Here is a 26,068-nt window from a genome sequence, read left to right on the forward strand (position 1 = left end):
CCGTGGAGCAGGCAGGCAGGTTGTTCGGCGTCGGGCTCGGACCGGGCGATCCGGAGCTGGTGACGGTGAAGGCGGCGCGGCTGATCGGCGAAGCCGACGTGATCGCCTATCACAGCGCCCGGCACGGCCGCAGCATCGCGCGTTCCGTCGCCGAGCCGTACCTGCGGGCCGGTCAGGTCGAGGAACCGCTGGTGTACCCGGTGACGACGGAGACCACGAACCACCCGGGCGGCTACCAGGGCGCGATCGACGAGTTCTACGCCGACGCCGCCGAACGCCTCGCCGCGCACCTCGCGGCCGGTCGCACCGTGGCGCTGCTGTGCGAGGGCGACCCGTTCTTCTACGGCTCCTACATGCACATGCACAAGCGCCTGGTGGGCCGGTTCGACGTGGCCGCGATCCCCGGGGTGACCTCGGTCAGCGGCGCGGCCGCGATGCTGGGCCGTCCGCTGGCGGAGCGCGACGAGGTGCTGACGGTGCTGCCGGGGACGCTGGAGCCGGACAAGCTCGCCGAGCACCTGGCCTCGACGGACGCGGCCGCGGTGATGAAGCTGGGCCGCACCTTCGACGGGGTGAAGGAGGCGTTCGAGAAGGCGGGGCGACTCGACGAGGCGTACTTCGTGGAGCGCGCCACCACCGAGCGGCAGCGGCTGTTGCCGCTGAGCGAGGTGGATCCGGCGTCGGTGCCGTACTTCTCCCTCGCGCTGCTGCCGAGCCCGGTGAACTCGGACAGCCCGCTGAACCTGACGGACGCGGCGGGAGTTCCGGTGCCCGCCGCGGCTCGGGCGGACTCCGCGGAGATCGCCGCGCCCGCTTCGGCGGCGCCCTCCACCGCCGGCGAGGTCGTGGTCGTGGGCCTCGGCCCCGCAGGTCCGCAATGGACCACGCCGGAGGCCTACACGGCCGTTGCCGCCGCCGACGAACTCGTCGGTTACGGCCCCTACCTGGACCGCCTGCCGACGAACCCGCGCCAGCGCAAGCACGCCTCCGACAACCGCGTCGAGTCGGAGCGGGCCGAGTTCGCACTGGACCTGGCCCGGCGCGGCTCGCGGGTCGCCGTCGTGTCCTCCGGTGATCCGGGCGTGTTCGCGATGGCCAGCGCCGTCCTGGAGGTCGCGGCGGAGGACCGGTTCGCCGACGTCCCGGTGCGGGTGCTGCCGGGCCTGACCGCCGCGCAGGCGGTCGCCAGCCGCATCGGCGCTCCGCTGGGCCACGACTACTGCGTGCTGTCCTTGTCGGATCGGCTGAAGCCGTGGGAGATCATCGTCGAGCGCTTGGCGGCGGCGGCGAAGGCCGACCTGGCGATGGCGATCTACAACCCGGCCTCGCGCAGCCGCACCTGGCAGGTCGGCGCCGCACGCGACGTGCTGCTCGAACACCGCGCCCCGGAAACCCCGGTGATCATCGGCCGTGATGTGGGCGGACCGCGGGAATCGGTCCGGACGGTGGCGCTCGGCGAGCTCGATCCGTCCGATGTGGACATGCGTTGCCTGCTGGTGATCGGCTCCTCGACGACGCGGGAGGTCGGCGGCAAGGTGTTCACCCCGCGCCGCTATCCGGCGTGACGCAGTTGCCGCACCGCTTCGTCGACGCTGGTGGCGGGCGCTCGGGGTTCCGGTGGTCGCTGCACCATCACCACCGTGACGCCGAGTTCCCGCGCCGCGTCGAGCTTCGCGCGGGTCATCGGCCCGCCGCTGTTCTTCGTCACCAGCACGTCGATGCGATGTTCGCGCAGCAGCGCCACTTCGGCGCCGAAGGTGAACGGTCCGCGCGCCAGCAGCGTCGTGAGGTGCGGCGGCAGCGGCGGCTCCGGCGGGTCCACGGCGCGCAGCAGGAACCGCAGGTCGAGATGCGCGAACCGGCCCACGCCCTGCCGCCCGGTGCTGAGGAAGATCCGCTCGCCGAGCCCCGGCAGCGCGGCGGCCGCCGCGTCCATCGAATCCACCAGGTGCCAGCCCGGTTCCGCTTCCCACGCGGGCCTGCGCAGCACCAGCAGCGGGACGCCCGCGAGTTCGCAGGCGCGCACGGCGTTGGCGGTGATGACCTGGGCGAACGGGTGCGTCGCGTCGACCACGACGTTGATCGCGTGCTCGCGCAGCCACGCGGCCAGTCCGTCGGCGCCGCCGAATCCGCCGACGCGGACCTCGCCTTCGGGCCGCTTCGGGTCCCGGACTCGTCCCGCCAGCGACGAGATCACGCGCACGCCCGCGTCGTCGCCGAGCCGCGCGGCGAGCTCGCGGGCCTCACCGGTGCCGCCGAGGATGAGGACTCGCCGCACCCCGGTCGCGTCGCTGCTGTGCATGCGTGCACCCTTTCACGGTGAAGGAGGCGGCATCATGACTGGTCAGGAAGGCTCCGCGCTGCGCTACGGGTGGACGACGGGCGCGTGCGCGACCGCGTCCACGGCCGCCGCGTACACGGCGCTGCTGACCGGGACCTTCCCCGATCCGGTGGAGATCGTGCTGCCGAAGGGCCACCGGCCCGCGTTCGCCCTCGCCCGCGAGCGCCTCGAAGCCGACTCGGCGATGGCGGCGATCGTGAAGGACGCGGGCGACGACCCGGACGTGACGCACGGAGCCGTGGTGTCGGTGACGGTGCGTCCCGCCGAACCCGGCGCCGGAGTCGTGTTCCGCGCGGGTGCCGGTGTCGGCACGGTGACCAAGCCCGGCCTGCCGCTGCCCGTGGGCGAACCCGCCATCAACCCGGTGCCGCGCAAGCTGATCCGCGAGGTCGTGGAACGGGTCGCCGCCGAACACGGCGGAACCGGCGACGTGATCGTGGAGGTCTCTGTCGAGGACGGCGAGCAACTGGCCCGCCACACCTGGAATCCGCGCCTGGGCATCCTCGGCGGCCTGTCGATCCTGGGCACGACCGGAGTCGTGGTGCCGTATTCGTGCTCGGCGTGGATCGACAGCATCCGCCGCGGCGTGGACGTGGCCCGCGCGGAAGGCCTGCGCCACGTCGCCGGCTGCACCGGCAGCACCTCGGAGAAACTCGTTGAGCGCACTTACGAACTCGCTCCGGAAGCGCTGCTGGACATGGGCGATTTCGCCGGGGCGGTGCTGAAGTACCTGCGCCGCAATCCCGTGCCGCGCCTGACGATCGCGGGCGGCATCGGCAAGCTCGCGAAGCTCGCCGACGGCCACCTGGACCTGCACTCGAAGCGGTCCCAGGTGAACTTCGCCCTGCTGGCGAACATCGTCGGCGACTCCGGCGGTTCCGCGGAGTTCACCCACCGCATCCGCAACGCCAACACCGCCCTGGAAGCTTTGACCCTCTGCCAGGAGGCGGGCATCCCGCTCGGCGACCTCATCGCCACCCGAGCCCGCGACTTCTCCCTGACCACGCTGCAGGGAGCCCCGATCGACGTGGAGATCCTGGTCATCAACCGCGCCGGAGACCTCGTCGGCCACGCCCCGTTCGCGTAGCGGTGCACGGGCGCTCGGCGGTGTGGCCTCTCGATCGGTGAGCGTCATATTCATCGGTGTAGTGGCGGGATTTACGACCCGGCGAGGCAAAACTTCTTATTCGGTGAAAGTTTTCGACAATGACTGGGATGGTATCCGAATCGGCTCTGAATGGTGCCGGAAGTATTCGCGCGGGATTTCGTGGTATTCCCTTGTATCGCGGGGACGGTGATCTGGCGGTGCGGTATGCGTGAACGAGCGGAAGGGAATGGATAGGTGCCCCAACGTGCTCGGGGTGGTTGAGGTGATTGATGGTGACGGTCGAATTCGAGACGCTTGTTCGGCACGACGCACCGGTGCTGGTAACGAAGTGAGTTCGTGGTTGTGAATTCGATTCAAGGAGATTTTGTGCTTTCGAAGACGAAGAAGGGTGCGAGCACCGCGGTCGCGGCGCTCGCCGCGGCCGCCGCGTTCAGCATGGTCGGTCCGGCCGGAACGGCGTTCGCCATCGACAAGGTCGAGTGCACTCCAGGTGAGAACTTCCTGAAGATCTGGTCGCACAGCCCCACGCTCCCGCCTCAGGACAGCGTGGACTGCTACGCGAACGGCGGGAAGACCGAGTTCGGCGGCTGGTGGGTCGACCGGATCTCCACGGGCAACAACGCGGTGATCCTCTACGACAACAACGGTGACCAGACGCGGTACGAGCCGGGAACCGTGAAGGACATCGATCCCGAGGCGAAGATCAACGCCATCGAAATCGTCTGAACGATCAGCGATCGGTGATCAGCGCGGTCCTTTTCTCTGCCCGATATCGGGAGTCGTTTCTCAGGGTGGATTCCCCGCGGGGTCAATCTGATCGCGCCTTGCGTGAAATTGCCGGCCACGCCTTTCGGGGCGTGGCCGGCAATTGCCGTCGTCGGGCCGCGACTTTCCCGGTGCGCCGCTTTGCTGAATGCGCATCGATTGCGCTCGGCGGGCTCGCGTCGAGCGCCCCGCCCCGTCGCTCTGTTCGGAAGTGGCGGATTCGCCGGTCAGGGGCGGGCCGGAAGCAGGGTGAACGACGGGTCGCCGAGGGGCAGGTTCTTCGTGTTCAGCAGCAGGTAGCTGTCGAGCCACGGTGCCCGGCCGCCTTCGGTGGCGGTGTCGTCGGCCGGGTCGTCCAAGGCCAGGTCGAGCCGGACGTCGTTGACCTTGATCGTCTCGCGGGAGGGCGTGTCGATCCAGTCGCGCACGGGGGCGGTGCTGCCGCTGGGCTGGACGGTGCCGACGCCGACGGCCAGCGAGTGCCCCGCGGGCAGCGTCCAGTCGGTCGACTTGAGGTCGAAGGTGGTGTCGCCGGAGCCCAGCACGGAGACCTGCTCGTCGAACATGACGGCCTCACCGCCCGGGGCGACGTCGTAGAGCTGGACCATGGCGTTGCCGCGTCCCTCGGTGTTCAGCGAGATCCGTGGCGTGCCGGTGAGGCGGGTGTCCTGCGCGACCGGCTCGGAGAACCTGGTGAAGGTGTTCTCGGCCGTGGGGCCGCCTTCCGCTCCGTCGTCCACATAGGATCCGCCGCCGAGGGCGATGGTGGCTGGGGCGTCCACGACGGGCCAGGTCTCCTGAGCGCGCCAGGAGCCGGTGCTGTCCTGGACGGCATAGTTCGGGTGCGCGACCGGCGGTTCGATGCCCTTGAGGTGCTGGTCGTAGAAGGAGATCGTCTCCTCGAACCACCCCGCACGCCCCATCTCCAGGCGGCCGTCCGGGGTGCGGTCGTTGCCGCGCTTGTGGTCCCACGGGCCTAGCCAGCCGCGTTCGGGGCCTTGGTGGTTGTCGAGGTATTCCTGCATCGCCTCGGCTTCGGTGTTCCATTCGAGGAAGCCCTGGGTGACGAACAGCGGGGTGTCGGTGCCCTTCGCCTGCTCGGCGAGATCGCGATCCTTCCAGTACCGAGACTCGCGATCACCGGTCTGGTAGCCGGCGGTGTTGTCCAGGAGGCATTCCGGGTGCGCCTGTTCGTGCGCGGCGTTGGCCAGGTAGCGGGGGTCGTCGTCCGGGAGCTGGGGCAGCGTGGCGAGGTTGTTGTAGCTGGTGGGGACGGTGGTGGCGGTCGTGCGCGGGACGCCGTTGGAGTGGATGTTGCGGTACAGGTCCCAGATGGGTTCCTGCGCGACGACGGCCTTGAGCGCGTCCCGGTCCAGGTTGTTGCCGACGAGACCGGTGATCGCGTCGTAGGACTTGCCGTACATGCCCACGGCCCCGGTCGACCACGGCTGGGTCGCGGACCAGTCGATCGCGGCCTGCACATCGGCCTGCTCGCCGGGACCGGCGAAGTCGAGGCAGCCGGTGGAGCCGCCGAAGCCGCGCGTGTCCACCATGACGAAGGCGTAGCCGCGGTTGAACAGGTCGGTGCCTTCGATGAAGTCGTTGAAGCGGCCGGACGGCCCGGTGTGCTCGAAACCCTCTTCGCTCAGCTCGCCGGAGTGCCCGAAGTACGAACCGGCCGACATGATGACCGGCACCTGCTCGCCCTCGGTGAGCCCTTCCGGCAGCAGGACGTCGGCGTGCAGCTCGGTGCCGGAGCCGTCGGCGGACGGGAAGTAGTGCTGCGTCCAGACGGAACCTTCCGGGACGCGGTCGTTCTCCTCGTGCGTCACCGGGTCGTCGGCGGTGGCGACGGTGGTCGTGCCGGACGCCGTCGCGGCGAACGTGCCGGTCAGCGCTAGAGCGGTGGCGAGCGCGGAGGCGGCCCACGTGGCCGCACGGGTTCTCTTCACGGTTTCCTCCGGAGTGGCGGGGTTCCCCGCCCGCGAGTGGCCGGGCGGCTGGTGATCGTGAAAGTCAGCAGACACCCGGCCGCAACGGCACACTCAACATCGCCGACGTGTGAAACAGGACACTGTCCGTGTTCGGCTGAGGTGGTGCCGGGGCGGGTCGCGTCCGATCCGCCTTCGCACCCGCCCGAACCGGATTCGCCAGCCGTCAAGGTCTTCAATCCGTTGCGCGGCAACGATCCCGCTGGTGAGATCGGCTGGTGACCCCACCGCACCTGCAGCCCTTCGTGCTCCCTGTGGCCGAGATCGAACCGGAGCGGGCGGGCGCCATCGACGTCTACCGGCCGGTCGAAGGCTCGGCCGAGCCGCTTCCGGCGATCGTGTTCGTGCACGGCGGTCCGCTGCCGCCCGAGCTGCAGCCGAGTCCGCGGGAATGGCCGGTGTTCCGCGGCTACGGATCGCTGGCCGCGAGCAACGGGGCCGTCGGGATCACCCTCGACCACCCGCTGCACTCGACGGCCGACTACGCGACGGCGGCGGACGCACTCGCCTCGGCCGTCGATCAGGCGCGGGAGCTGCCCGGAGTGGATTCCGGCCGGGTGGCGCTGTGGTTCTTCTCCGGTGGGGGACTGCTCACGGCCGACTGGATCGGCGGGCCGCCCGACTGGTTGCGCTGCGTCGCGGCGAGCTACCCGGTGCTGGTGCCGCCGCCGGGATGGGACGTCGACGCCCGGTTCCGGCCGGTGGAGGCGCTGGCGTCCGCGGGCGCGCTGCCGATCCTGCTGACCAGGGCGGGGAAGGAGGAGCCCGGGTTCGCGGCCGGAGTCGAAACGTTCACCACGGAGGCGGACAAGCGCGGCGCGAAACTGGACGTGATCGACGTGCCGGAAGGTCGCCACTCCTTCGACATCCTCGACCACGCCCCGAGTTCGCGGGCGGCCGTGACGCAGGCGATGGCCTGGGTGACGCGGAAGTTGAGCCGCTGACCCGGTGCGTCCTGCCGGGTTCGGCCGGTCGCGTTCGCTGGTTCAGGACGAACGCAGGCCGAGGCCGAGCGCGGCGGTGGTGACCGCGTCCGGGTGGCCCGCCTGCCGCCAAAGCACCCGCGCCGAGGCGTTCAGCAGCGGCAGACGCGGGTCGAGTCCGCTCGCGCGGTAGGCGAAAGCCTCCTCGTGCGAGTACACGATCACCACGTCGACCACGCCTGACGGCCAGTGCCGCACGTACATCAGGGCGTCCAGATCGCCGACGTCGTCGTGCATCGGAACGCCCCGGAATCCCTGCGTGACGAGGCATTGCAGGTTTCCGATCGCGTTCATGGCGCGAACTCCGTTCCACAGAGGGGATCGGGGAACCGGTGGGGCCGAGCCGCGTCGGGGCGGATCGACCCGGCCCCACCGGTGGTGCCAGGCGGAGAACAACGGGGGAGGGAATTTCGTTCTCCTGCCTGGTGAAACGGCCGCATCCGGGCTCGATCACTGATGTGGAGCACGCTACATTCGCCGCGTGTTCCGGACTAGATCCCTGATCGGGTGATGATGTTGGTCGCCGTGTACGGGCACACTCCTTACGCCACGACATGGGAAGGGCAGCGGGTGAGCACGAGTCCGACGGCGCTGAAACGCTGGATCGCCGGGGAGCTGACGCGGCTCCGCGAACGCAACGGGATCACCAGAGCCGAAGCGGCGAAAGCCATCCACGGCAGCATCCAGAACATCGGCCACTTCGAAGTCGGCCGCCGCATGCCGCAACCTCTGGAACTCGAAACCCTGCTCCGCTTCTACGGAGCCCCCGACCGCGTGGATTTCTTCCTGTCGCTGCGGGACCGCAGCAGGAAGAGCACCGACTGGTGGATCAGGTTCGACTCCGAAGATGCGCTGCCGGAGTACCTCAAGCTGTTCCTCGGTGTCGAGACGATGGCGGACAAGATCGAAAGTTGGGACACGCACCTGGTGCCGGGTCTGTTCCAGACTCGGGCGTACGCGGACGCGATCATCCGGGGCGGTGCGCCGAAACTGCGCAAGAAGGACCGCGAACGTCGCGTCGAGCTCCGAATGGCCCGGCAGCAAGAAGTTCTCGGTAGCGGGAGAGCGCCCGCGGTGCACGCGATCATCAGCGAGGCGTCCCTGCGCTACCTCAACGGCGGCCGTGAAGTGCAGACCGAGCAACTGGCGTCGCTGCTGGAGTGGAACGAACAGCCGAACATCGAGATCCGGGTCCTACCGTTCGAGGAAGGTCTGCTGGCCGGTGTGGACGGTGCGTTCATGCTCCTGACCTACCCGCCGGAGTTCGATCATGAACTCGGCACCGCGTACGTGGAGAACCGCATCGAAGTCCTCTACTACGAACAACCGTCTGCCGTGGCGCCGTTCCGAGCGGCCTTCGACGAGCTGAAGGTGAAGGCGCTGAAGTCGTCCGATTCCAACGACCTGATCAAACGAGCACTGGAGGAGCACGCATGACCGACCGCTTCACGAATTGGCGGAAGTCCAGCCGCAGCCATGCCGCGAACGGTTGCGTCGAAGTGGGTTCGGCCGCCGATCGCGTCGGAGTGCGGGATTCCAAGCTCGGTTCGGCGAGCCCGGTCCTGGTGTTCACGGCCTCGGAATGGGCGTCGTTCACCACGAGCGCCCACCACGGCGCCTTCGACCGTTGACCGCGCCGTCGAGGTGAACGCCGCCTTCACCCGATCCCGTTGGTCGAACGGGGGAGTGAACGGCCCGTTCGGCCACTGCGAGCGGGCGGGTGGGCCATGCACCTCAGGTCGCGTAGCCGCCGTCGACGTTGAGGGTGGCTCCGGTGATGTAGTCGGCTTCGGGGCTCGCGATGTGGGCGACGAGGCTGGCGATCTGCTCGGCGGTGCCGAAGTGGCCCAGTGGGATTTTGGCGTTCAGCACCGTGGATTTCGGGCCGTCGGCCGGGTTCAGGTCCGTGTTGATGGCGCCGGGCTGGACGTTGTTCACGGTGATCCGGCGGGACGCGAGGTCGCGGGCGGCGCTTCGGGTGAGGCCGGCGAGCGCGGACTTGGTCGTGACGTACGCGACCTTCCCGGTGAACGGGTTGTGCTCGACCATCGAAGTGCCGATGTTGATGATCCGTCCGCCTTCGGGCAGGTGCTTCGACGCCTCCTGGATGGCGACCAGCGGGCCGCGCACGTTGATGGACAGCGCCCGGTCGAACTCCGCCAGCGACAACTCGTCGAGCAACCCGGTCGCGACCGTCGCGGCGTTGTTGACGAGGATGTCCAGGCCGCCGAACTCCGCGACGGTGCGGGCGGTCGCGGCCCGGACCTGGTCGGGATCACCGGCGTCGGAACGCAGGGCCAGCGCTCGGCCACCGGACGCGGTGATGTCGGCGACGACCTGCTGGGCGGCCTCCGCGGAATTCGAGTGCGTGATCGCGACGGCGGCACCGTCGGCGGCCAAGCGGCGGGCGATGGCCGCGCCGATGCCGCGGGACGCACCTGTCACCAACGCCGACTTCCCGGCGAGCTGCTGGGACATGAGCGGGTCTCCCCTTCCCGTGACGGTGGGCGGAATCCGGCCGGAGACCGGCGGCCCTGGCGTCGAGTAGAGCACCGACCCGGGGCACAGAGGTACCGCTGCGCGGGCCGACCGGGCCGCCGCGAACTCACAACAGGGTGGCGTCGGCGGCGAAGCGGCGCGGTGACGTGCGCTGACTTTCCCTGCGCAGGGCCGGTGCGGTTCCTCCAGCCCAGTGCCGAGAAAGCGGCGGAATCCGTCGTGCACGAACTCCGCCTGCCGCGATCAACCGGTGGGAGTGAGGGCGAGTACCGGGAAGACGCGCTCCGTCTTCGCCTGGTACTCGGCGAAGTAGGGGTACAGCCCGGTCAGCTGGGCGAACCGGACGTCCCGCTGCACGCCGATGAGCTCCCCGGCGCGCACGTCCAGCACTTCGGCGCCGACCTCGATGCGGGCGTCCGGGTTGGCCCGCAGGTTGAAGTACCAGTCGGGATGGATGTCGGCACCGGCCTTCGAAGCGAACACCAGGTACTCCCCGTTCTCCTCCAGGTAGGACAGCGGAGTGACGTGGTTTCGGCCGGTGCGGGCGCCCGTGCTGTTGAGCAGCAGCAGCGCGTGCCCGGCGAAGGCCCCGCCCACCAGGCCCCCGTTCGCGCGGAACTCCTCGATCACGGGAGCGTTGTAGCGCGCCGCCACGGTCGTGGTGATCTCGTTCCCATGCACTGGACGTGTTCCTCCCGGGTGTGCGGTGTCGCGACCAAGATCGCCGCAGAACGTGCGGGACGAGAGTAAGGAACGTGTGTGTCGCGGGGGTAACCGAGGTTCCCTGCGGTGCCGGGATGCGGTGGGCCGACTCCGGGCCGGGACTGCTGCCTCCCGGAATGGGGGAGCTCGCGCGGTGCGCCGACGACCGGAGCGGAAGTGCCGGGGCGGAGCCGCGTTCCGGCTCCGCCCCGGCCCGGTCGGTCACCGGTGCGGTCGGTCGACGGGTGTCAGTGCGATGATCGGGATGCGGCGGCGGGTTTTGCTCTGGTGCTCGGCCATGGCCGGAAGGGCGTTGGCCGCGTCGGTGTAGCGCGCTTCTCGTTCGGGGCCGGTGAGTTCCTCGGCGTGGACCCGCAGCGTCTCGGTGCCGAGTTCGATCACGACGTCCGGGTTCGCCTTCAGGTTGTGGTACCAGGCGGGGTTCGTGTCCGCTCCGGCCTTCGAGGCGATCACGAGGTAGCGGCCCTCGTGTTCGAGGTAGGCCATCGGGTTGACGCGAGTGGCGCCGCTGCGCGCGCCGACGCTGCGCAGCAGCAGGATCGGTGTCTCGGCGAGCTCGCCGCCCAACCGGCCGCCGTTCGCGCGGAACTCCTCGATGATCGGTGCGTTGAACCGCTCGGCGAACTCGGCCGTGATCGCATTTCCGTCCACTGTGGTCTCCTGCTCGTGAGCCGTTCCGGCTTTCGGTCGGTCAGGCGGCCAATGTCGGGTAATCGGTGTAGCCCTGCTCACCGCCGCCGTAGAGGGTGGTGGCGTCCGGGGTGTTGAACGGGCCGCCCGCGGCCAGCCGTGCGGGGAGGTCGGGGTTCGCCAGGAACAGCGTGCCGAACGCGAGCACGTCCGCGAGACCTTCCTCGACCAGCGGCAAGTCCTCCGGCCCCGTCCGACGGCCAGGGGTGTGCGGGTTCAGCACGAACGCGCCGTCGAACCGGTCGCGCAGCCGCAGCGTCAGGTCCCGGTCCGAGCTCTCCAGCACGTGCAGGTATGCCAGGTGCAGCGGGTTGATCGCGTCGATCAGCGCCGAGTACGACGCGGACACCGCGAGCTCGACGGTGTCGTTGGCGCCGGTGCCGGGGGAGATCCGCAGGCCGACCCGGCGGGAGCCGATCGCCGCCGCGACCGCGCGGGCGACCTCGACCGTGAGGCGCGTCCGACCCTCGACGGAACTTCCCCAACCGTCGGTGCGCAGGTTCGCGTTGTCGGACATGAACTGGTGCAGCAGGTAGCCGTTCGCGCCGTGCAGTTCGACTCCGTCGAACCCGGCGTCGATGGCGTTGCGGGCGGCGGCGGCGAACTCGGCGATGACCTCGTTGATGCCGTCCTCGGTGAGCTCCTCGGGCGTGATCAGGTCCTGCATTCCGTCGGCGGTGAAGATCTGACCGGCCGCCGCGACCGGGGACGGGCCGAGCGGTGCTTGCCCGTCCGGCAGTGAACTCGGGTGGCTGATGCGGCCCGCGTGCATCAGCTGGGCGAAGATCACGCCGCCTTCGGCGTGCACCGCGTCGGTGACCTTCCGCCACGCGGCCACTTGCGAATCGCTGTGCAGGCCAGGCGTCGACGGGTAGCCCTGGCCGCGGACGGACGGCTGCACGCCCTCGGTGATGATCAGCCCGGCGGTGGCGCGCTGCCGGTAGTAGGTGGTCGTGGCCTCGTCGGGCAGGGCGTCGGCGGCGCGGCTGCGGGTCATCGGGGCCATCGCGATGCGGTTGCCCAGGCGGGTCCCGGCCAGGTTCAGCGGGTCGAATGCGGTGCTCATGGTGATCTCTCCCAGGGGCGCATGATTTACCTGTCCGAACAGGTAAACCGGCCGGATTCTTCCCCGGAGGCGAAATCTGCCGTGCTCATCACAGTGTTCGGCGAATCCCGCCGCCGATCGGTTAACGTGGAGAGTTAATTCACTGACCGGGCAGGTTTTCAAGGGAGAGCGATGGCCGACTCGCCGAGCTGTGCGGTGCCCGCGGGGTCGGCACCGGACGAGATCGTGCCGCCGCCGTGCCCGTCGGCCGTCGGACCCGTCAGCCACGCGGTCTTCCGGCTCGCCCGGCTGCACCGGATGTTCGCCGGTCAGCTGCTGCGCAGCTGCGGCCTGCACCCCGGCCAGGAACTGCTGCTGATGCACCTGTGGAACACCGGCACGCAACGGCAGACCGACCTGATCAAGGTGCTCGGCTCGGACTCCGCCACCATGACCCGCACCGTGCAGCGGCTGGAACGCGCCGGATTCGTCCGCCGCATCCGCAGCGACCAGGACAAGCGGGTCGTGCTCGTCGAAGCCACCGCCGCCGGCCTCGCGCTGCGCGACCGGGTGGAACGGATGTGGGCGGAACTCGAACGCGCCACCACCAGCGACCTCTCCGCCGAGGAGCAGACGGAAGTCCTCAACACCCTGGAACGCCTCGAACGGAACATCCTCGGCTCCGAATGCGCCGCCGCCCTCGACCAGCTCAACTGAGCCGACGGCCGAAGAGTTCCGCTCGAGAACGCGACCTGGCGGCGAGGATGACGTAGTGGAGGGCGCCGTCCCGCTCGACCTCGAAGGCTTCGGATTCCGCGGAGCGTGCCTCCTGGTGCCTACCGAGGCTCCCCGCGGTCTGCCCTGATGGTGGTGCCGGTCAAGGGCAATGGACCAACAGCGAGGGTGTCCGGCTGTGCTTCGCCACCCATTCCCCGATGGGGTTCGAGACCATCGATATCAACGTGACGATGTCGTCATGAACCTCGCGCGGCGTTCGGTACGCACCCGGCAGGTTGCGCGGGACACCTGGGCGCCGGACGCCCCCTACGACGGGTTCGTGGTGGGCAATGCGGTTACGCAAGGCGTAAACGTTCTGGGCGACCGCGTGAACGTGCTCAACTGAGCCGACGGTGCTACCGCTGTGCTCGAAGTCCCCGGGATCGTCAGTGCTGCGGCACGTGCCCGGGGCTCCCGACCGGGGCGGGTTCACCGGGCGGCGGAGCGCCACTCGGTGGCGAGCACGGCGTAGTGGAGCTCGTCGCCCCACTCGTCCTTGAAGATCTCGGACTCCACGAAGTGCGCCTCCCTGCGCATGCCGAGGCGCTCCATCACCCGGGCCGAACCCGTGTTCCGCGCGTCGCAGCGACCGACGATCCGATGCAGGTCGAGCCCGTCGAAGCCGAGCCGCAACATCTCCGCGGCGGCCTCGGTCGCGTAGCCGCGGCCCTGGTGGCCGGGATGCAGGACGAAGCCGAACTCACCCTGGCGGTGCTGCTCGCTGAGCCAGGTCAGCAGGACGTAGCCGATCACCGTGCCGTCCAGCTCGACGGCGAGCACCGCGCTGTCGCCTTCCGCGCGCAGTGACGTCTGCTCGCGGCGCTTCGCCACTTCGGCCGCGCAGTCCTCGCGGGTGCGGGGCTCGTTGTACAGGTAACGGGCCACTTCGGGCAGCGACTCGAAGGCGAACGCGTCCGCCACGTCGTCCTCAGTGAACGGGCGCAGCAACAGGCGCTCGGTCTTGATGGGCGCTAAGACTTCGATCACGCGATCCCCAGAGCTCGTGGTCGGTCAGGTGCGGCAGCGGGTGGTGGAGTACAGGTGGCTGTCCGGGAACGTGGACGCCGTGAGCACTTCGCCGACGACGACGACCGCGGTGCGGGTGATCCCGGCGGCACGCACCGACTCCGCGATGTCGGCGAGGGTGCCGCGCAGCACGATCTCGTCCGCTCGGCTCGCCCCGGCGACCACGGCCACCGGGCAGTCCGCGCCGTAGTTCGGCACCAGCTGCTCCACCAGGGACTCGATGCGGTTCACCGCCAGGTGCAGCACCATCGTCGCGCCGCTGCGTCCCAGCGTCGCCAAATCCTCGCCGTCGGGCATCGGCGTGGCCTGCGCCGAAGTGCGGGTGAGCACAACGGTCTGCCCCACGCCGGGCACGGTGAACTCGCGCTTCAACGTCGCCGCGGCCGCCGCGAACGCGGGCACCCCCGGCACCACGTCGTAGGGCACCCCGGCCGCGTCGAGGCGGCGCATCTGCTCGGCGACCGCGCTGAACACCGCCGGATCACCCGAGTGCAGCCGCGCCACGTCCCGGCCCGCTTCGTGCGCGGCGACCAGCTCGGCGAGGATCTCGTCCAGGTTCAGGTTCGCCGTGTCGATCAGCCGCGCGCCGTCCGGGCAGTGCTCCAGCAGCTCCACCGGAACGAGGCTGCCCGCGTACAGGCACACCGGGGAAGCGGCGAGCACGTCACGGCCGCGCACCGTGATCAGGTCGGCGGCGCCGGGACCGGCGCCGATGAAGTGCACCGTCATCGGGTCACCGTCCACTGCGTGATCCGCATCGCGGGCCGCCAGCCGGTGAACCCGCCCACCGGCGAAGCGTGCTCCGCAGCGATCCGCACCAGCTCACCGCCGCAGCGGCCGTACCACTCCGCCACCAGTACCTCCGATTCGATCGTCACCGCGTTCACCACCAGGCGCCCGCCCGGCCGCAGCGCGTCCCAGCACCGCTGGAGCACTCCGGGGGCCGTGGCGCCGCCGCCCACGAACACCGCGTTCGGGGCGTCCAAACCGTCCAGCGCGTCCGGCGCGGCACCGATGACCACGCTCAGGTCGGGGACGCCGAGGGTCATCGCGTTCGTCGTGATGCGGGCGGCCCGGTCCTCGCGGTGCTCGATCGCCACCGCGCGATTCGCCGGGTCGCAGCGCATCCACTCGATCGCGATGCTACCGGCGCCCGCACCCACGTCCCACAACAGCTCACCGGGCGCCGGCGCCAACCGGGACACGGTGAGCGCGCGGACGTCGCGCTTCGTGAGCTGCCCGTCGTGCTGGAACGCCGAGTCCGGCAGGCCCGGAGTGCGCGGCCTGCGCTCGGCGTCGGCGTCGGCCTCGCAGTGCAGACCGATCACGTTCAGCGCGGGCACCTCGGGGTGGCGCCACTGCGCCGCCGTCGCGCCCACACGGGACTCCTCGGGGCGCCCAAATCGCCCAGCACCGTCATCGTGCTGCTGCCGAAGTCGCGCGCCACCAGCAGTGCCGCCACCCGCGCGGGCGTGTGCGCGTCGGAACTGAGCACGATCAGCCGCCGCCCCGGCTGGAGTTCCGGGTGCAGCAGCTCGACGTGCCTGCCGACGAGGCTCACCACCGTCACGTCCTGCTCGGCCCAGCCGAGCCGCGCGCAGGCCAGCGCCACCGACGACACGTGCGGCAGCACCCGCAGCCGCTCCGCGCCGAGCACCCGGGCCAACGTGGCGCCGATGCCGTGGAACATGGGATCACCGCTGGCCAGCACGCAGATCGCCCGGCCGTCGTGCTCGGCGAACAGTCCCGGCAGCGCGGGCAGCATCGGCGACGGCCACGCGACGAGTTCGGCCGCGCCACGCGGAATCAGGTCGAGCTGGCGGCGGCTGCCGAACACGACCTCGGCCGCCTCGACGCGGCGCCGCGCCGCCGTGGACAGGCCGTCCCAGCCGTCGGCGCCGATGCCCACGACGTCAACGGGTTTCTGCTGCGCACTCACCCCACCACCTCACCACGCGATGGCGACTCATGTGGTCCGGGGGCGGGGGAGGTCACGTGCAGCGGTCGTGCACCGCGCGAGCTCGACCCTGGCGCGCGGCTCAAGGGGCAGCGTCCCCGGCAGCGACGTCGACGTGGAGCTGAACCTGCTGGAGCTGATCGCGCGTTCGGGTTCGGCGGGCAGGAGCGGTTCGTCGGGGAGGCCGTGGAGATCGAAGGCGACCGGGTCGCGGCGCTGGACGCGGAGATCACCCGCCTCACCGGGTTCCGCGACCACTTGGCCGCCTGCCACGCGAACATCGAGAACGTGCTCGAACCCGCGGGTTCGGTGCCCGGCGGAACGTGACGAGCGGAGGTTCCGCCCGACAGGCCCCGCCGCGCGGAAACCCGGGATGCGCGGCGGAATTCCGCGCCCCGCGCTCAGAGGTTGCTCAAGGCCCGGGTCACGGTGATCTCCAGGACCACGCGGTTCGGGTTGTTCCGGGGCGGGCGCCCGTAGCGGTCGGTGGCGCGAGCCTCGGCGTCGGCGACCACGGCCGGATCGTCGCGGACCACCGCCACACCCTCCAGAGTGGACCAGCGACGGCCGTCCACCTGGCACAGAGCGACCCGCGCGCCCGGCTCACCGGACGCGCGGACCTGCCGTGCCTTGTGCGAATCGCGCGAGCTCAGGACCCGAGCGGTTCCCGTCGCGACGTCCAGCGTGGAGTTCACCGGGACGACGTGCGCAGTGCCGTCCGCGCGCACCGTCGTCAACGTGCAGACGTGCGGTTCAGCCCAGAACGCCAGGAACTCGGCGCTCGGCTCGGACAGCGACACGGTGCGCGACGATGCCACGGCTCGGCACTCCCTTCAGCGTGATCCGCGTAGTGGTGCGGGCAGGCGCGAACCTCAGCCTGCCCAGGACTGCCGGGAGCGCTGCGGGCGCTGGCCACCACGAGCGTTCGGGCCGCCACTGCGCCTGCCTCGGTCGCCGCCTCGCGAGGCGCCGCCGCGCTGGTCCTCCCAGACTCCGCGACCGCGCTGGTCGACCCGCGCGGGCCGGTCGTCCCGGGAACGGGGCTGGCCCTCCCGTGAACGGGACTGGCCCTGACCCTGGCCTTGCCCGCGCGGGCCGCCCTGACGACGACCCTGGCCGGAACCGTTGCGCGAGGCACCACCGCGGGAGGCGTCCTTGCGCGGCTCGGCCACGGCGACGCCGCTGGGCTCCCGGGCACCGGTCAGCCGCACCAGCTCCGCGTCCTGCGGAGCGATCTTCGTCGTGGTCGTGGTGACCCCGGCCTTGGTGGTCATCTGCTGGAACGCGCGCTTCTGGTCGTCGGTCACGATCGTCACGACCGTGCCCGTCGCACCGGCGCGCGCGGTCCGCCCGGCGCGGTGCAGGTAGTCCTTCGGGTCCGCCGGCGGTTCCACGTGCACGACCAGGCTCACGTCGTCGACGTGGATGCCGCGGGCCGCTACGTTCGTCGCCACCAACGTCTCCGTGGTGCCCGCGCGGAACTCGTCGAGGATCCGGGTCCGGGCGTTCTGCGCCTTGCCGCCGTGCAGCGCGCCCGCGCGCACCCCGGAAGCGCGCAGCTTCTTCGTCAACCGGTCCGCGTGGTGCTTGGTGCGCACGAACATGATCGTGCGGCCGTCGCGGGCGGCGATGCGGGACAGCACGTTGAGCTTGTCGTCCGCCGACACCAGGAACTGGTGGTGGTCCATGTTGTCCACGCTGGCCGCGGGCGGCGCCAGCGAGTGCACCACCGGGTCCGTCATGTACTCGCGCACCAGCTTGTCGACGTCACCGTCGAGGGTCGCGGAGAACAGCAGCCGCTGACCGTTCGACGGAATCAGGTCGAGGATGTCGCGGACCTGCGGCAAGAAGCCCATGTCCGCCATCTGGTCGGCCTCGTCGAGCGCGGTGCGCTCCACTTCGGACAGCACGCAGGTGCCCTGGCGCACGTGGTCGGACAGCCGGCCCGGCGTCGCGACGAGCACGTCGACGCCGCGGCGCAGCGTGTCGGCCTGCCGGTTGAACGGCATGCCGCCGACGACCTCGCGCACGTACAGCCCCAGCGACTTGGCCAGTGGCTTCAACGCGTTCGTGACCTGAGTGGCCAGTTCCCGGGTGGGCACCAGCACCAGGCCGCGGGGGTGGATCGCGCGGGCGTTGCCCCGCTGCATCGCCAGCAGCGGCAGCCCGAACGCGAGGGTCTTACCGGAACCCGTCTGGCCGCGGCCCAGCACGTCGCGCCCGCTCAGCGCGTCCGGGATGGTCGCGGCCTGGATCGGGAACGCCTCCGTCAGGCCCGCCTCGGCCAGCGACGCCACCAGCTTCTGCGGCAGGCCCAGCGAATCGAACGGGGCCGGGTCGACCGCGGTCACACCGACCTGGTCGAACAAGCTCGGCTCGACGGGCGCCGCCGGCTTGGCGGGGCCGCGGCGGCGGGGACGCCGGGAGCGGGCAGCGGGGGACGAACTGGGACGCACAGCGAACCTCCGGGAACTGGCACGTCTCGGGGAGGCCGCGCGGTCGCGCGCTGATCACAAGGACGAGCCCGGCGCGACTACGGCGCCGCTGGTGGATGACGTGGAGCACCGGAGCCGGAGCGGGAGGATCGGGGTGAACTTGTCCGGCTCGACTCGGCGGGCTTGGTCCCGCGCAGTCGCCTTGTCCAGTGCACGTCGAGTCTAGCTGACGTCCAGATCTTGATCATGGTTTGGGTGGTGGGGTGGGTGGCGGAACCTCAGTTGGTCTCTCGCTGCGGGATCTTTTTCCCTAGTGGCTCCGCCACGAGGGAAAAAGCTGTCCTCGCGAGAGACCAACTGAGAACCCGCGGGTGAGCGGCTTTGTGACGTGGGCTATGTGCTTCGCACATACAGGCGCGGCCTTTGGCCGCAAGGCACGGCTTGCTTCGCTGCCGCAAGGCACGGCTTCGCCGCACGGCACGGCCTTCGGCCGCGAGGCAGGCGGGGCTTCGCCCGCCCTTTGCGGGCTTCGCCGCCGACTGCACGGCTTTGGCGTATGAGCGAGATCTCGGGGGTGTCAGGCTGGGACCACTACGGTGAGGGATGTCTCCGATGGGTGTTCCACTCGCATGTCGGCCCGGCGGGCCAGGTCGATCACGTCGTGCACCGAGGTGGGCTCGTCGGGGGCGGCGGCGAGGAGGCGGGCCAGGCGGCCCTTGTGGGACTTGTTGTGGTGGCTCACGACCTTGCGCTCGCCGCGCGCGTTCTCCGCCAGCACCTGGACGCCGACCGCGCCGGGTACTCGCGCCAGCGCCGCGTACGCGCCGGAACGCAGATCCACCACCAGCTCACCGGCCTCGCGCAGCACCGGCTCCAGCGCCGGGCGCCACACGCCGCGCAACGGGCCGAAACCGGGCAGTGAACTGCCCGCCGACAACCGGTACGCCGGAATGCGATCGCCGCCGCGCACCAGCCCGAACAGCGCGGACGCCACGGCCAGCCGCGAATCCGCCCGCGCCCGTTGCGCAGTGGACAGGGTCGCGACGTCCAACGCGTCGAACAGCACGCCGGTGTAGCGCTCCAGCGCGGCAGCGGTGGGGGAGTCGAACAGCGCCGCGTTGCGCGCCACCTCACCGGACTGGCGTTCCGAAAGGCCCAGCGCGGACAGGCTCGCCGGGACGTCCTCGGCGAGCGAGCGCACCGCCTCCGCGAGCTTCCGCCGCGTCGGCGTGAGCTCCGGGCAGGACAGCGCGTCCAGGTCCAGCGACGGACCGTCACCGCCCGCGGCCTTGGTCTCGGAAGGAGGCAGCAGCACCAGCACGAGCGATCAGGGTAGTGACCCCGGTCGGCCCGGTGGGAATGGGCGTCGCGGGCGTGGCCGCGTCGCGGGCAATCCGCTGGCGGCGACCCCGGTGGGTGTCGCTACCCTGCGAGGACCGAGCGTTCCACCACGTGAACCTTCGGTATTCCGCAGTTCTCTACCCGCCCGAGGAGCGCCCGCCGTGATCACGAGGATGTCGACGTTGTTCTTGCGTACCCTGCGCGAGGATCCGGCCGACGCCGAGGTGCCGAGCCACAAACTGCTCGTGCGCGCCGGATACGTGCGCCGTGTCGCCCCGGGCATCTACTCGTGGCTGCCGCTGGGCCTGCGGGTGCTGCGCAACGTCGAAGAGGTCGTGCGCCAGGAGATGGCCGCCATCGGCGCCCAGGAGATCCACCTCCCCGCGCTGCTGCCGCGCGAACCGTACGAGCAGACGAACCGCTGGACCGAGTACGGCCCGCAGCTGTTCCGGCTCCAGGACCGCAAGGGCGGCGACTACCTGCTGGGGCCGACGCACGAGGAGTTGTTCGCGCTCACCGTCAAGGGTGAGTACAACTCCTACAAGGACTACCCGGTCATGCTGTACCAAATCCAGACCAAGTACCGGGACGAGGAACGTCCCCGCGCGGGCATCCTGCGCGGCCGCGAGTTCGTCATGAAGGACTCCTACTCCTTCGACATCGACGAGGACGGCCTCACGAACTCCTACCGGCTGCACCGCGACGCTTACGTCCGGATCTTCGACCGGGTGGGCCTGCGCTACGTCATCGTCGCCGCGACCTCCGGTGCGATGGGCGGATCCGCGTCCGAGGAGTTCCTCGCGGAGAGCCCGACCGGCGAGGACACCTTCGTGCGCAGCACCGACTCCGACTACGCGGCGAACGTCGAGGCCGTCGTGACCCCGGTGCCCGCAGCCGAGTCCATCGAGGACAAACCGGCCGCGCAGGTGCACAGCACTCCCGGCACGCCGACCATCGAGTCGCTGGTGGACTTCCTCAACGGCGCCGAGCTGGGCCGCACCTTCACCGCCGCCGACACCCTCAAGAACGTGCTCGTCAAGACCAAGCAGCCCGGCGCGGAGAAGTGGGAACTGCTGGCCGTCGCGGTGCCCGGTGACCGCGAGGTCGACCTCAAGCGCCTCGAAGCCGCCGTCGAACCCGCCGAGGTCGCGCTGCTCGACGAGGCCGACTTCGCCGCGAATCCCTTCCTGGTGAAGGGCTACATCGGCCCGAAGGCGTTGCGGGACAACGGGATCCGCTACCTCGCCGACCCGCGCATCGTCAGCGGCACCGCATGGGTCACCGGCGCCGACCAGGACGGCCACCACGTCGTGGACCTGGTCTGCGGCCGCGACTTCACGCCCGACGGCACCATCGAGGCCGCCGAGGTCCGCGAAGGCGACGCCGCGCCGGACGGCGGCGGCACCCTGGTCGCGGCCCGCGGCATCGAGATCGGGCACATCTTCCAGCTCGGCCGCAAGTACGCCGACGCGTTCGGCCTGGACGCGCTCGGCCAGGACGGCAAGCCGAAGCGGATCACGATGGGCTCCTACGGCGTCGGCGTGTCGCGGCTGGTCGCCGCGATCGCCGAGCAGAGCCACGACGAGCTCGGCCTGGTGTGGCCGCGCGAAGTCGCCCCCGCCGACGTGCACGTGGTCATCGCGGGCAAGGACGAGACGGTCCGCGAAGGCGGTGAGCGCCTCGCCGCCGAACTCGACGAGGCGGGCGTGCGGGTGCTGCTCGACGACCGCACCTCTTCGCCCGGCGTGAAGTTCGCCGACGCGGAACTCGTGGGCGTGCCGACGATCCTCGTCGTCGGCAAGGGACTCGCGAAGGGCGTCGTCGAGATCAAGGACCGTCGCACCGGCGAACGCGAAGAGATCGACGTCGACAAAGCCGTCGGCCACCTGGCGCAGGCCGTGCAGGGTTGAGGGCCGGTTCCCGGAAGGGAAACGACCGCACCACCGGTCCTGATTCGATGAACGGCCGCTCGCGCCTCCGGGTGCGGGCGGCCGTTCGTCTTCGTCCTGCGGCGATCAGTGCGAGTGCCGTCGCTGGGTGAGGAAGTAGATGCTCGCCGCGCCGGAGACCAGGAAAACGACGGTGCCGAGCACCGCGTTCGTCTGCTCCGCGGTGGACGCCACCCGGATGAAGTAGCCGAGCGCCGCCGCGTACGCGAGGACGTCCAGCGCCCACGCCCAATGCGACAGCGGGATCGTGGTGAAGCGGTACGTGTACTGGCGTGCGGCCGCCATCGCGAGTAACAGGACGATCAGCGTCCACCACGTCCACGGAACGGACGGCGTTCCGTCAGCCGCCGACCAGAGCTGCGCCGCGATCAGCACGGCCAGCAGTACGAGCACGGCGCGCAGGCTTCGCACCACGGTCGGTGGATCCCGCTTCGGTGGGGAAGCGGTCGGTGGCGGTTCCACCGGGGGCGGCGGATCTTCCGTAACGGCCGGCGGCTGCTCCGGGCCGGTCCGGATCGCGTGGATCAGCTTCGCCGACCGGTCCGCTCGCCGGCTGTCGCCCGCCTCGCGGTGGAGCCGTTCGGCCTTCAGGTAGCACTCGAGCGCTTCGGACTTCTCGCCCCGCCCGCGGTGCAAGTCGCCGAGATGGTGCAACGACACCGCGGCGCCGTGCGGGAATCCGCGCTGCTCGGCGGACCGCTTCGCGTCCAGGTGGCATTGAACGGCGTGCTCGGTGTCGCCGAGCCGCGCGTGGCACTTGCCCAGTTCGTTGAGCGCTCGTTCCGCGTGCAGCGCGAAAGCGTGCCGGTGAGCCAGGGTCCGCGCCTGCTCGTGCCGGCGCACGGCTTCCGGCAGGTCGTCGCGCAGGAAGGCGACGCGACCGAGCCCGTGCAGCGCGGCGAGCCGGCCCTCGACGTCATCGGACTTCCGATATCGCTCCAGCAGGTCCTGGTACTCCTTGGCGCTCGCCGCCAGTTGGCCGACCTCGCAGGCCAGTTCCGCGAAGGCCCGCATGAACTCGGTCGGATAGCCGTCGAGCTGCCGGGTGAGCTTGCTCGCCTCGTGCAGGCACTGGGCGGCCTCGGTGCGGGCGTCCACGGCCAGCAGGCCGCGGCACATCGCGAGGAACGCGTCGAACTCGCCGCGACGATCGTCCAACGCCCTCGTGACGCGCAGCAGCAGCCGTGATCCCGCCAGCGATTCCCTGCCGCGTCCGGTGCGTTCGCGCAGCACCACCAGCGAGACAGCGATCGTGCGGCTCGCCGCCAAGAGCCGCCCGCGCGAGTCGGCGTCCGGAGCTTCCGGTTCCCGCTCGGCCGTGCCGGCGGCGCGGGCGGCGATCGTCCACAGCGCGTCGTGCTCAGCGGTGAGCCGGTGGAAGGCCTCCGCCACGGCCTGCGAGTCATCCGAGGAATCCACTGTGGACATATCGGCTCGGGTGGACGACGCGGTGCTCTCCGCGAGCCGGATCAGCACGTCCAGCTGGGAGAGCGACGATCCGTTCCCGGCCTCGGCATCCCGGTGCGGCGGGAGCTGCTCGAACAGCGTCGCCGCGAACTCCCCGGCGAGATCCAGAAACCGGACCCGATCGGTATGCCCGCCCGGAGTCAGCAGGTGAGCCGTGCGCAACCGTTCCAGCAGCACCCATGCCCGATCCGGATCCGGCTCGTCCAGCAGGGCGGCGGCGCTGCGATCGGTGAACTCGATCGCAGGCAGGCAGCCCATCCGCCGGAACAGCACGGCGGCATCCTGGTCGTTGTCGTCCGATGATTTCTGCAGCGCCGCGAACGACAGCTCGAACGCCGACCGCACCGGAGTCAGCACGTTGAGCCGCTGCGGTGTGGCGAGCTTGGCGGCGACCGTGCTCAACTCCCACTTCGGATTCCCGCTCAGCATCGCGGCGATCACCGACAGCGCCAGCGGTAACCGCCCGCACAACTCGGCGACCTCGCGCAACCGGCCGGATTCGCGTGCGCGCGGATCGTCCGGGTCCGCGCGCTCCAGTTCCACCCGCAGCAGCCCGGCCGCCGTCGCGGCGGACAGCTCCGGCAGCCGGATCGTCGCCGCGTCCCGCACGATCCGATCATCGCGGGTGGTGATCAGCGTCCGGTGCGACGGCGACGCGGGGAGCAGCGGCGCCGGATCGAACCCCGTTCCGAGGCTGTCGAGCACCAGCAACAGCGGGAGTTCCTTTGCGGCGAAGTCCTCATAGCGCTGCTGCAACCGCTGCACCGCTGCCGCGTCGGCCTGCGGGGCGTCGCGGACGCCCAGGAATCTGAGCAGGTCGGACGCCGCCTGTGCGAGTCCCTTCGGGGCGTCCGTGTAGCCCAGGCCGTCCAGGAAGAGCAGACCACCCCGATAGCCCTGCCGTTCGTGCAACCGGTAGGCGGCTTCGAGCGCGAGCGTGGTCTTGCCCGCCCCGCCCATGCCGACCACCACGCACACCGGGGATGCCGTGGTCAGCACGGACTCCAGTTCCCGATCGCGGCCGAGGCACAGCGACGGCCGCCGGGGCGCGGTCGACGCGATCGCGGCAACCGGTTCGTTCGGCTGATCGACGTACAGGTCGCCGTAGAACCGGCCGCCTTGGATGATCGAACCGCCGACGGTGCTGCCATGAACGAAGTTGTGGGAGATCAGCGGCGACATCGACTCCTGTGCGGGCCGCTCTTCGGAGCCGTCCGGCTCGGTAGAGTTCTCCGGCTCGATGGCATCGGACGGCTCGGTGGAGTCCTGCGGCTCGTTGCCGTCGGACGGCTCCTCGGAGTCGTGCGGCTCGGTGGCGTCGGCTCTGTCGGCGTCCTCGCGATCCATCTCTCACGTATAGCGCACGAGATCACCGCGAATGCCGCGTTCGTGCGGATCCGTTCGTCCGATCCGGTTCGCGAATCGAGGTGAATGCCTCCTCAGCCCGGTGAACTGGTCCCCGGTGGTTGGACTGGAAAGTCAGTTCCAGCTACCGGGGAGTGGTTCGTGTATCCGCATAGTTCGTTGTCGCGGGAGCAGCGTGAGGCCGCTGTGGTGTTGTTCGGGGCTGGTCATGGGGCGGTGTCGGCTGCGGCCCGGTTGGGGGTGTCGGCTTCGGCGGTGAGAACGTTGCGGGATCGATGGTTGTTGCGCGGCCCGGGAGCGTTGATCATGAAACCGACCAAACGGTCCTACTCGTTCGAGTTCAAACTCGACGTGGTGCTGCGGTTTGTGGCCGGGCAGGCCACGGCGGCCGAGCTGGCCGCCGAGCATGACCTGTCGTCACCGAAGCAGGTGAAAAATTGGGCGCGCCAATATCGGCGTGACGGCGAGGATGCGTTGCGCCCCAAGCGGGAAGGCCGCCCACCCCGCGAACCACAACCACCACCGGACGGCGAGACGGCCGAACTGGAACGGTTGCGGACGGAGAATCTGCGGTTGTCCGCGGAGAACGCCTACCTAAAAAAACTGCGGGCCTTGAAGGAACAGGGGCGAGGGTAAAAACCCAGGTCATCGTCACCCTCAAGGCGCACTATCCGCTTGCGGTACTGCTGGAGGTCGCGGGCCTGGCCCGGTCGACGTTCTTCTATCACCAGGCCCGGCTCGACCGGCCGGACCCGCACGCCCGGCTGAAACAGGCCGTGACCGACGTGTTCCAGCAGGCCCACGGCCGTTACGGGCACCGCCGCGTCCACGCCATGCTGCACCGCCACGGCCTGAGACCGGCGAAAAAGACCGTCCTGCACATCATGCGCACCCTCGGCCTGGCCTGCACAGTCCGCCGCCGACGCCGCTACTCATCCTGGAAGGGCGAGGCCGGCACCACCGCCGGCAACGTCCTGGACCGCGACTTCACCGCCCCGGCACCGAACACCAAATGGGTCACCGACATCACCGAATTCCGTGTCGGCACAAGCAAAATCTATCTCTCACCGATCATCGACCTGTTCGACCGCTCCGTCGTGTCCTACTCCTGGAGCACCCGACCCGACACCCACCTGACCAACTCATCACTGACCAAAGCCATCGCCACCCTCAACACCGGCCACACCCCACTCGTGCACACCGACCAAGGCTTCCACTACCGACACACCTCCTGGCGCCAACTGCTACACGAGGCAAACCTGACACCCTCCATGTCCCGGAAAGCGACCTGCCTCGACAACGCCGTCGCCGAAAACTTCTTCAGCCACCTCAAAGAAGAACTCTTCCACCACCACAACTACAACACCCCCGACGAGTTCACCACCGCCCTCGAGAACTACCTCGACTGGTACAACACCACCCGCATCTCCACCACACTGAAGAACCTCACCCCCACCGAATACCGAGCCCAGGCCCTCACCACCTAGCCTTCACTCACCCAGTCCAACAAACAGGGACCACTTCACCGGCCCTGCCGGTCAAAGGGGATATTGACTCCATCGGCGTCACCGGGTGAACGGCCCGTTCGACCAGCGGGGTCGGGCGA

Annotated in this window: 27 protein-coding genes; 12 read left to right on the forward strand and 15 right to left on the reverse strand. The window is 70.1% G+C overall.

Features of this window, described 5'->3' with window-relative positions:
* Positions 1-2: 2 nt before the first annotated feature.
* The gene (locus H2Q94_RS06185; protein ID WP_243795563.1) at positions 3-1,565 is read left to right on the forward strand and encodes a precorrin-2 C(20)-methyltransferase; all 1,563 of its coding nucleotides are present in this window, start codon (positions 3-5) and stop codon (positions 1,563-1,565) included.
* Here the strand turns inward: H2Q94_RS06185 and H2Q94_RS06190 are convergent.
* A complete protein-coding gene (locus H2Q94_RS06190) occupies positions 1,553-2,302 on the reverse strand; it encodes a cobalt-precorrin-6A reductase (RefSeq protein ID WP_243793037.1) in 750 nt (249 codons plus the stop codon). The two genes, H2Q94_RS06185 and H2Q94_RS06190, sit on opposite strands and share 13 nt — an antisense overlap.
* A gap of 34 nt (positions 2,303-2,336) precedes the next feature.
* On the opposite strand from H2Q94_RS06190, the gene H2Q94_RS06195 reads away from it, so the two are divergent.
* Together H2Q94_RS06195 and H2Q94_RS06200 are read left to right on the forward strand one after the other, a co-directional pair.
* Complete coding sequence (locus H2Q94_RS06195) at positions 2,337-3,428, forward strand: cobalt-precorrin-5B (C(1))-methyltransferase (RefSeq protein WP_243793040.1); 1,092 nt, start codon at positions 2,337-2,339, stop codon at positions 3,426-3,428.
* Between the two features lie 387 nt (positions 3,429-3,815).
* Entirely contained in the window at positions 3,816-4,175 is a 360-nt protein-coding gene (locus H2Q94_RS06200) for a beta/gamma crystallin domain-containing protein (RefSeq protein WP_243793042.1), read from the forward strand.
* 266 nt (positions 4,176-4,441) lie between these two features.
* On the opposite strand, the gene H2Q94_RS06205 is transcribed toward H2Q94_RS06200, so the two are convergent.
* On the reverse strand, positions 4,442-6,166 hold the full coding sequence (locus tag H2Q94_RS06205) for a CocE/NonD family hydrolase (protein ID WP_243793046.1): 1,725 nt from the start codon (positions 6,164-6,166) through the stop codon (positions 4,442-4,444).
* Positions 6,167-6,423: 257 nt separating this feature from the next.
* Here H2Q94_RS06205 and H2Q94_RS06210 point away from each other — a divergent pair, with 257 nt between their 5' ends.
* Positions 6,424-7,149: an alpha/beta hydrolase gene (locus tag H2Q94_RS06210; RefSeq protein WP_243793048.1), complete on the forward strand. Its 726-nt coding sequence runs from the start codon at positions 6,424-6,426 to the stop codon at positions 7,147-7,149.
* Between the two features lie 42 nt (positions 7,150-7,191).
* Here the strand turns inward: H2Q94_RS06210 and H2Q94_RS06215 are convergent, their stop codons facing one another.
* A complete protein-coding gene (locus tag H2Q94_RS06215) occupies positions 7,192-7,482 on the reverse strand; it encodes a hypothetical protein (protein ID WP_243793050.1) in 291 nt (96 codons plus the stop codon).
* Between the two features lie 216 nt (positions 7,483-7,698).
* On the opposite strand from H2Q94_RS06215, the gene H2Q94_RS06220 reads away from it, so the two are divergent.
* Complete coding sequence (locus H2Q94_RS06220) at positions 7,699-8,625, forward strand: helix-turn-helix domain-containing protein (protein ID WP_243793052.1); 927 nt, start codon at positions 7,699-7,701, stop codon at positions 8,623-8,625.
* Positions 8,622-8,819: a DUF397 domain-containing protein gene (locus H2Q94_RS06225; RefSeq protein ID WP_243793054.1), complete on the forward strand. Its 198-nt coding sequence runs from the start codon at positions 8,622-8,624 to the stop codon at positions 8,817-8,819. The genes H2Q94_RS06220 and H2Q94_RS06225 overlap by 4 nt, the downstream gene beginning before the upstream one ends.
* A 103-nt stretch (positions 8,820-8,922) precedes the next feature.
* On the opposite strand, the gene H2Q94_RS06230 is transcribed toward H2Q94_RS06225, so the two are convergent.
* The 4 genes from H2Q94_RS06230 to H2Q94_RS06245 all read right to left on the reverse strand — a co-directional run bounded on the left by H2Q94_RS06230 (position 8,923) and on the right by H2Q94_RS06245 (position 12,166).
* Positions 8,923-9,666 (reverse strand): 3-oxoacyl-ACP reductase family protein, encoded by a 744-nt coding sequence (locus H2Q94_RS06230; RefSeq protein ID WP_243793056.1) that lies wholly within the window; start codon positions 9,664-9,666, stop codon positions 8,923-8,925.
* Positions 9,667-9,930: 264 nt separating this feature from the next.
* The gene (locus H2Q94_RS06235) at positions 9,931-10,368 is read right to left on the reverse strand and encodes a nitroreductase family deazaflavin-dependent oxidoreductase (protein WP_243793057.1); all 438 of its coding nucleotides are present in this window, start codon (positions 10,366-10,368) and stop codon (positions 9,931-9,933) included.
* Positions 10,369-10,611: 243 nt separating this feature from the next.
* Entirely contained in the window at positions 10,612-11,061 is a 450-nt protein-coding gene (locus H2Q94_RS06240) for a nitroreductase/quinone reductase family protein (RefSeq protein WP_243793058.1), read from the reverse strand.
* Between the two features lie 40 nt (positions 11,062-11,101).
* Positions 11,102-12,166: an alkene reductase gene (locus H2Q94_RS06245; protein ID WP_243793059.1), complete on the reverse strand. Its 1,065-nt coding sequence runs from the start codon at positions 12,164-12,166 to the stop codon at positions 11,102-11,104.
* A gap of 171 nt (positions 12,167-12,337) precedes the next feature.
* On the opposite strand from H2Q94_RS06245, the gene H2Q94_RS06250 reads away from it, so the two are divergent.
* The gene (locus tag H2Q94_RS06250) at positions 12,338-12,862 is read left to right on the forward strand and encodes a MarR family winged helix-turn-helix transcriptional regulator (RefSeq protein ID WP_243793060.1); all 525 of its coding nucleotides are present in this window, start codon (positions 12,338-12,340) and stop codon (positions 12,860-12,862) included.
* Between the two features lie 259 nt (positions 12,863-13,121).
* Positions 13,122-13,268: a hypothetical protein gene (locus tag H2Q94_RS06255; RefSeq protein ID WP_243793061.1), complete on the forward strand. Its 147-nt coding sequence runs from the start codon at positions 13,122-13,124 to the stop codon at positions 13,266-13,268.
* Positions 13,269-13,351: 83 nt separating this feature from the next.
* Here the strand turns inward: H2Q94_RS06255 and H2Q94_RS06260 are convergent, their stop codons facing one another.
* Genes H2Q94_RS06260 through cbiE form a run of 4 tightly spaced genes read right to left on the reverse strand, consistent with a single transcriptional unit; the run spans position 13,352 to position 15,887 of the window.
* Positions 13,352-13,909 carry a GNAT family N-acetyltransferase gene (locus H2Q94_RS06260; RefSeq protein ID WP_243793062.1) on the reverse strand — a complete coding sequence of 186 codons (558 nt, stop codon included), beginning with the start codon at positions 13,907-13,909 and terminating at the stop codon, positions 13,352-13,354.
* 24 nt (positions 13,910-13,933) lie between these two features.
* The gene (gene cobM, locus H2Q94_RS06265) at positions 13,934-14,677 is read right to left on the reverse strand and encodes a precorrin-4 C(11)-methyltransferase (RefSeq protein ID WP_243793064.1); all 744 of its coding nucleotides are present in this window, start codon (positions 14,675-14,677) and stop codon (positions 13,934-13,936) included.
* The gene (gene cbiT / locus H2Q94_RS30845) at positions 14,674-15,327 is read right to left on the reverse strand and encodes a precorrin-6Y C5,15-methyltransferase (decarboxylating) subunit CbiT (protein ID WP_397545431.1); all 654 of its coding nucleotides are present in this window, start codon (positions 15,325-15,327) and stop codon (positions 14,674-14,676) included. The genes cobM and cbiT overlap by 4 nt, the downstream gene beginning before the upstream one ends.
* Positions 15,279-15,887, reverse strand: coding sequence for a precorrin-6y C5,15-methyltransferase (decarboxylating) subunit CbiE (gene cbiE, locus H2Q94_RS30850; RefSeq protein ID WP_397545432.1), 609 nt, complete (start codon positions 15,885-15,887; stop codon positions 15,279-15,281). Before cbiE ends, cbiT begins: the two co-directional genes overlap by 49 nt.
* 204 nt (positions 15,888-16,091) lie before the next feature.
* Here cbiE and H2Q94_RS06275 point away from each other — a divergent pair, with 204 nt between their 5' ends.
* The gene (locus tag H2Q94_RS06275) at positions 16,092-16,232 is read left to right on the forward strand and encodes a hypothetical protein (RefSeq protein WP_243793066.1); all 141 of its coding nucleotides are present in this window, start codon (positions 16,092-16,094) and stop codon (positions 16,230-16,232) included.
* Positions 16,233-16,306: 74 nt separating this feature from the next.
* On the opposite strand, the gene H2Q94_RS06280 is transcribed toward H2Q94_RS06275, so the two are convergent.
* The 3 genes from H2Q94_RS06280 to yaaA form a co-directional block, all read right to left on the reverse strand.
* Positions 16,307-16,723, reverse strand: coding sequence for a pyridoxamine 5'-phosphate oxidase family protein (locus H2Q94_RS06280; protein ID WP_243793068.1), 417 nt, complete (start codon positions 16,721-16,723; stop codon positions 16,307-16,309).
* A gap of 54 nt (positions 16,724-16,777) precedes the next feature.
* On the reverse strand, positions 16,778-18,361 hold the full coding sequence (locus tag H2Q94_RS06285; RefSeq protein WP_397545433.1) for a DEAD/DEAH box helicase: 1,584 nt from the start codon (positions 18,359-18,361) through the stop codon (positions 16,778-16,780).
* A gap of 556 nt (positions 18,362-18,917) precedes the next feature.
* On the reverse strand, positions 18,918-19,661 hold the full coding sequence (gene yaaA / locus H2Q94_RS06290; protein WP_243793070.1) for a peroxide stress protein YaaA: 744 nt from the start codon (positions 19,659-19,661) through the stop codon (positions 18,918-18,920).
* A gap of 181 nt (positions 19,662-19,842) precedes the next feature.
* Between yaaA and H2Q94_RS06295 the strand changes: the two genes are divergently transcribed.
* Positions 19,843-21,591, forward strand: coding sequence for a proline--tRNA ligase (locus tag H2Q94_RS06295; protein WP_243793072.1), 1,749 nt, complete (start codon positions 19,843-19,845; stop codon positions 21,589-21,591).
* A 105-nt stretch (positions 21,592-21,696) separates the two neighbouring features.
* Here H2Q94_RS06295 and H2Q94_RS06300 read toward each other — a convergent pair whose 3' ends face one another.
* On the reverse strand, positions 21,697-24,444 hold the full coding sequence (locus H2Q94_RS06300; protein WP_243793073.1) for a tetratricopeptide repeat protein: 2,748 nt from the start codon (positions 24,442-24,444) through the stop codon (positions 21,697-21,699).
* Between the two features lie 159 nt (positions 24,445-24,603).
* On the opposite strand from H2Q94_RS06300, the gene H2Q94_RS06305 reads away from it, so the two are divergent.
* Together H2Q94_RS06305 and H2Q94_RS06310 are read left to right on the forward strand one after the other, a co-directional pair.
* Positions 24,604-25,098 carry a helix-turn-helix domain-containing protein gene (locus tag H2Q94_RS06305; protein ID WP_243788041.1) on the forward strand — a complete coding sequence of 165 codons (495 nt, stop codon included), beginning with the start codon at positions 24,604-24,606 and terminating at the stop codon, positions 25,096-25,098.
* Between the two features lie 11 nt (positions 25,099-25,109).
* Entirely contained in the window at positions 25,110-25,949 is an 840-nt protein-coding gene (locus H2Q94_RS06310) for an IS3 family transposase (protein WP_243795566.1), read from the forward strand.
* Positions 25,950-26,068 lie beyond the last annotated feature (119 nt).

The sequence above is a fragment of the Saccharopolyspora gloriosae genome (assembly GCF_022828475.1).
GTDB classification, from domain to species: domain Bacteria; phylum Actinomycetota; class Actinomycetes; order Mycobacteriales; family Pseudonocardiaceae; genus Saccharopolyspora_C; species Saccharopolyspora_C gloriosae_A.